The organism is Microbispora sp. NPDC049633, from assembly GCF_040675265.1.
GTDB classification, from domain to species: domain Bacteria; phylum Actinomycetota; class Actinomycetes; order Streptosporangiales; family Streptosporangiaceae; genus Microbispora; species Microbispora maris.
Map to the genome: position 1 here is coordinate 1 of NZ_JBFAOO010000318.1, position 5,499 is coordinate 5,499.

Annotated in this window: 5 protein-coding genes; all 5 read right to left on the reverse strand. The window is 73.6% G+C overall.

From position 1 onward, the window contains the following. Positions 1-167: 167 nt before the first annotated feature. The gene (locus AB0J39_RS37865) at positions 168-1,748 is read right to left on the reverse strand and encodes a helix-turn-helix domain-containing protein (protein ID WP_363473782.1); all 1,581 of its coding nucleotides are present in this window, start codon (positions 1,746-1,748) and stop codon (positions 168-170) included. Between the two features lie 8 nt (positions 1,749-1,756). Then, on the reverse strand, positions 1,757-3,076 hold the full coding sequence (locus AB0J39_RS37870) for a serine hydrolase (RefSeq protein ID WP_363473783.1): 1,320 nt from the start codon (positions 3,074-3,076) through the stop codon (positions 1,757-1,759). Between the two features lie 72 nt (positions 3,077-3,148). Further along, the gene (locus tag AB0J39_RS37875; protein WP_363473785.1) at positions 3,149-3,679 is read right to left on the reverse strand and encodes a DUF1203 domain-containing protein; all 531 of its coding nucleotides are present in this window, start codon (positions 3,677-3,679) and stop codon (positions 3,149-3,151) included. Between the two features lie 55 nt (positions 3,680-3,734). Then, entirely contained in the window at positions 3,735-4,373 is a 639-nt protein-coding gene (locus AB0J39_RS37880; protein ID WP_363473786.1) for a DedA family protein, read from the reverse strand. 129 nt (positions 4,374-4,502) lie between these two features. Further along, on the reverse strand, positions 4,503-5,499 hold a 997-nt coding region (locus tag AB0J39_RS37885), incomplete at its 5' end, for a thiamine pyrophosphate-dependent enzyme (protein WP_363473788.1).

Consider the following 5,499-nt stretch of genomic DNA (forward strand, 5'->3'; position numbering starts at 1 on the left):
GCATGACGATGCCCCCGGTGGCGTCGACGACCACGGCGCCGTCCGGCACGGGCAGATCCGGACCCACCTCCGCGATCGGGCGGCTCGGTGACCCGGCCCGGAAGTCGCCGCAGTTCCTCGTCGGCGGTGAGATCGGGGCGCACGGCGTCGGCCGCGCGCACGATCTGCTACCGGCCGAAGATGCGCATCTGGAGCATGACGCTGAGCCGCGCGTCGGGGTCGGACAGGTCCAGCCCGCCGATCTCGGTCAACCGCTTGAGGCGGTAGCGGAACGTGTTGGCGTGCACGTGGACCCGCGCGGCGGCGGCGTTGACGTCGCCGAAGGCGTCCAGATAGGCCCGCAGCGTGGCGACCAGCTCGCTGCCGTGCTCGGCGTCGTACGCGAGCAGCCGTTCGTACGGCCCGGTGGGCGCCTGCTTCTCCGCCCGGACCAGGTCGGAGAACTGGAGCAGCAACGCCTCGAAGTGCACGCTCGTGTACCCGGCCGCCTGGCCGGAGGCGCCCCCGGCACGCAGCACCCGTAGCGCCCGGTCGGCGTCGGCCCGCGACCGGGCCACCTCGGCGAGGTCGGCCGCCAAGCGGCCCACGCCGATGTTGGCCGCGTGCCGGGGGCCGACCCTGGTCAGGAAACTCTCCGCCACGCGTACGGCCCGCGCCTCCTCCTGCCCGCCGGCCTGCAGGGGCAGCACGGCGTAGGCCACCGAGCCGACCAGCGCGGCGGCGGCCTTCGGATGGATGGCCCCGACGTGCAGGGCGAGAGCGTCGCAGAACCGCTGCCGGTCGCTCTCCAGCCGGGCGGCGTCGTCGTACGCCTCCTCGGTGAGCTGGGCCGCGAGCACGCACAGGCGTTCGCTCGCCACGCCCAGCCGGCCCGCCGCCTCCGCGGCGTCGCGGCCGCCGGCGAGCACGGTCGCCAGGAGGTCGGCGCGCAGCCGCCTGCTGGTGTCGGCCCCGGCGCGCTGCCGCAGAAGCTGCAGCGCGACGATCTTCGCGGCGTCGGCGAGGGCGCGCCGCCGCTGCTCGCTCAGCGGCTCGCGCACGGCGGCCCAGATGGAGCCGAGGATCTCGTCGCCCGAGCGGACGGCCACCGCCGCCCGGTTGATCCCCTCGTCGTGCAGTTCGATGTAGATCGGCTCACGGCTCTGGTAGAGCCGGCGGAAGACGCCCCCTTCCTGCAGCATCCGCCGGTACCGCTCCGGCACCTGACGGCCGAGCACGGTCGCCACCCGCCCGGGGTCGGCCTCCTCCTGCCGCTCGGAGTACGCCAGCACCCGCGAGGAGCGGTCCTCGATGGTCACCGGTGCGTCCAGCAGCGCGCACACGGCGTTGGCCAGCGAGAACAGGCCGTCCGGCGACTCGTCCGGCAGCGGGTCCCGCAGTTCGGCCAGCAGGGAGCGCAGCAGCGCCGCCACCTGGGCCCAGGAGGCGGCGCGGGTGAGGCCGAGCACCGCGACCCCGGTCTCCCGGACCCTCGCGCGGAGCGGCTCGTCGATCTCCACCGGCTGCTTCACCACGATGCCGGCCACCGGACCGGCCGCGTCGAGCAGAGCCCGTATCCGCTCGGCCGAGTCCACCCCGACGGCGAGCACGAGAGCCCCCTCCTGCAGCGGCGGCTCGTCCATGGGGTCGTGGATGTGCACCCCGGTGACCTCGGCGTCGAGGTCACCGGGTGAGGCGGCCACGTCGAGCACGGTGCTGCCGATGTCCTCCAGGACCCGGCGCAGGCTGGCGCGCGGCCGCGTGTTCATCCCCCGCCTCAGCCGGTCCTGGGCGTGGCCCGCGCGCCGAGGTGGACGTACGGCGTGCCGTCGGGGAGCCGGAAGAACACCGCCGACCACCAGTCGGGCCGCCCCTGCGGGCGGCCGACGAACGTGACGTCGTCCACCGGCACGAGGTCGAGGTCCACGGGCGGCTGCACGCCGGCGAGGGCCCCGGTGGCCTCGATGTGCGTCGCCAGGGCTCCGTCGCGCACGGTCATCGTGATCCGCGTGCCGATTCGCTCGTAGACACCGGCGTACCGCTCCACGTCGGTCTCGTACGGCTCGGCCGGAGGTCCGAGCACGGGCGGGACGGCCACGCCGAGCAGGTCGCCGAACAACTCGGTGGCCACGGCGTGCTGGAAGGCGCCGGTCTGGCCGCCGTTGGCCAGCAGGCACACGACGGCGCCCGCCTCGGGGACCGCCCAGAGCATGGCGGCCTGGCCGATCGTGTTGCCGCCGTGCGAGATCACCCGGCGGCCGTCCCACTCGTCGAGGATCCAGCCGATCCCCCACTGCCTGCCCAGGGTGTGCGGGTTCGGGATGTCCACCTGCGGCTCCCACATCGCGCGGGGATCGGCGAGCAGGCCGCCTTCCAGATGGGCGCGGGCGAAGGCCACGACGTCGGCGGCACGGGCACAGATCAGCCCGGCCGGCCCCCCCGAGCGCATCAGGCCCCACATCGGCGCCGGCACACCGTCGATGTGGCCCATGGCCGCGCGGAACCGCAGGACGTCCTCCGGCAGGGTCCAGGTGTGGGTCAGGCCCAGCGGCTCGACGATCTGCTCGCGCAGCGCGGCGTCCCACACCTTGCCTGTCAGGCGCTCGACCACCCGCCCGGCGACGGAGAAGCCGGAGTTGCAGTACGACTGGGTGGCCCCGAGCGGGTGGTTCTGCGCGAGGTCCGCGCAGGCCTCGACGTACCTTTCCAGGCAGTCGTCGCCCCGGCCCGTGTCGAGGAACAGGTCACCGTCGATGCCCGAGGTGTGCGACAGCAGGTGCCGGAGCGTGACCCTCTTGGTCACCTCCGGGTCCGCGACCCGGAACTCCGGCAGGATCTCCCGCACGGGGGTGTCGAGGGTGACCCGCCCCTGCTCGGCCAGCAGCATGATCTGCGTCGAGGTCCACAGCTTCGTGATCGAGCCGATCTGGAAGAGGGAGTCGGGAGTCGCCTCGACGCCGGTGGCGACGTTGAGCACGCCGGCGGCGAACTCGCGGACCTCTCCCTCGTGCAGGCATGCCAGGGACGCGCCGGGGACCTCGTACTCGGCGATCAGCTCACCGAGCCGCGTCCCCCATCGTCCTGCCGCGTCAGCCATCGAAGGGTCCTTCCGTCGCCGGGGCCGTCGCCCGAACGCTAGGCGTCCTTACCGGCCGCTGCTTCGTCCGGCTCAACGAACCGGCACGCCGCCCGTAGTGGGATTGTCCAACACGACGCGCCGTACCTCGAACAGGAAGCAGCCGAACTCCACGGCCCGCACGTGGACCAGCGCCGCCTCCGGGTCCTCCAGCAGGGTGTCCAGGAGGATCGAGGCCGCGAGAGGGTCGGCCGACTGGTGCGCGTCCACGAGGTGCCCGTTCAGGATGGACCCGTCGGCGCGGTAGGTGCGGAAGACCCGCCGCGGGCCGCCCATGGCCGCGGGGTAGCCCGGCACCGGTCCCCCGCACGGCTCCTCGTGCACGAACACCGGCCCGACCTCCTCGTACGCGCCGGGGTCCGCGCCGGTCTCCAGCGCCCAGCGGCGCAGCGGCGCGTAGGCCGCGAGCAGGATCGCCTCCCCGCGCCGGGAGCGGCGCAGGCAGCAGCGCAGCGGGTTGCCGCCCTCGCTCTCGACGATCCGGCGCGGCCGGCGCCCGGCGTCGTCGGTCTTCCTCAGCTGGTCAAGCACGTCGGGCGCGATGGCCCTGATCTCGTACGGCATGCCCTCATGGTGGCCTCGCGGCCGTCCGCGGGGCTGGCGGAAAACGGACGGCGCGTCAGGAGGCGCTGACGGTCTCCGGCACGCTCTCCTCGGCGGCCGCCTTGGCGGCCTTGCGCTTCAGCCACACCGTGGTGCCCAGCCCGAACAGGACGGCGATCACCAGCCCGACCCAGGAGAAGCCCTTGAGCCACTTGTCGGCCACCACGCCCAGGTAGTAGATCGCGGCCGTGGTCCCACCGGCCCACACCACACCGCCGAGAATGTTGGCGACGAGGAAGCGCCAGTAGGGCATGTGCAGGGCGCCGGCCAGCGGCCCGGCGAGGATCCGCAGCAGGGCGACGAAGCGGCCGAAGAACACCGCCCACATGCCGTGGCGGTTGAACACCTGCTCCGCCTTGGCGATGTGCGCCGGGCCGAAGTGCTTGGGGAAGCGCCGCCCCAGGCGGTCGAACAGCGGCCGTCCGCCCCTTCGGCCGATCAGGTAGCCGATCGAGTCCCCGATGATCGCCCCGCCGCTCGCGCAGATCCCGACGATCAGCGGGTCCACGACTCCTCTGGACGACAGCAGCGCGGCGCTCACCAGCACGATCTCACCCGGGAGCGGGATGCCCAGGCTCTCCAGCCCGATGACGGCGCCCACGAGCACGTAGACCCAGACGGACGGGATGGTCTGCAGCCACTCGTCGACGTGCATCTCACTCCTCATGGCGGGGAAACAGCACCCATTCTGCCGTCGCCCCGCGAGTGCGGCATCCGCCGGAAGGACCAACAGGGGTAAGCCTGCGGAAGGACGGGCGCGACCGGGCGTCCGACCTGGAAACGATCAACCGCGCATGGCGGCGCGTACGGCCTCGCGCATCGCGACGTGGACGGCCGCGTTGCGCGCCCGGTCGGTGCGCGCCTCCACCATCCGCAGGCCGTCCCCCTTGATCGCCCTGGACAGCTCCTCGGGATCATCCACCAGCGCGTACGGCAATCCGCTGGCGGCGGCCAGGTAGCCGAAGTCCACGCCGTGCGGGGTGCCGAAGACCCGCTCGAACGGGTCCTCGATCGCGGCCTGCGGCAGCAGCGAGAAGATCCCGCCGCCGTCGTTGTTCACCACTACCAGGCACAGGTCGGGCCGGGGCTCGCGCGGACCGAGGATCAGCCCGTTCTGGTCGTGCAGGAGAGTCAGGTCGCCGATCAGCGCGTACGCCGGCCCGTTGTGGGCGAGCGCGGCCCCGACGGCGGTGGAGACCAGGCCGTCGATGCCCGAGGCGCCCCGGTTGGCCATGAGCCGCAGCCCTCGCCGGGGGCGCATGGCCTGGTCGAGGTCGCGGATCGGCATGGACGAGCCGCAGAACAGCAGCGACCCGTTGGGCAGCACCTCGACGAGGTCCCTGGCCAGCCGCGGCTCGGTCAGCCCGGAGGAGTCGAGCACCGTGTCGAGCGCCTCGCGGGCCAGCTGGTCGGCGTGCCGCCAGGCACGCAGCCAGGCGTCCCCTCCCGCGGCGATCGGGATCTCCACGGCCTGGGCCACCTGGGTCGCCGAACGCGTCGGGTCGGGCCACCGGGTCAGGTCGGGGGCCACGACGATGTGCTCCTCGGCCCGGCGCAGCCACGACAGCAGCGGGCGTGACAGCCCGGGGCGGCCGAGGGTGACCACGACGTCCGGCCGGTGGGCGTCGGCCCACTCCTGGTCGCCCAGCAGGAAGTGGTAGGTCGAGATCGCGTGGTCGCCGTACCGGCCGCCGCCGTTCGGCTCCGACAGCACGGGCCAACCCGCCATGCCCGCGGCGGCGACGTACCGCCGCACGTTGGCGGCGCCGTCGCCGCCCCCC

Bases quoted from the DNA above. Each gene is read 5' to 3' on its own strand.
- AB0J39_RS37880 (WP_363473786.1), bottom strand. From the start codon at position 4,373: ATGCACGTCGACGAGTGGCTGCAGACCATCCCGTCCGTCTGGGTCTAC.
- AB0J39_RS37865 (WP_363473782.1), bottom strand. From the start codon at position 1,748: ATGAACACGCGGCCGCGCGCCAGCCTGCGCCGGGTCCTGGAGGACATC.
- AB0J39_RS37870 (WP_363473783.1), bottom strand. From the start codon at position 3,076: ATGGCTGACGCGGCAGGACGATGGGGGACGCGGCTCGGTGAGCTGATC.
- AB0J39_RS37875 (WP_363473785.1), bottom strand. From the start codon at position 3,679: ATGCCGTACGAGATCAGGGCCATCGCGCCCGACGTGCTTGACCAGCTG.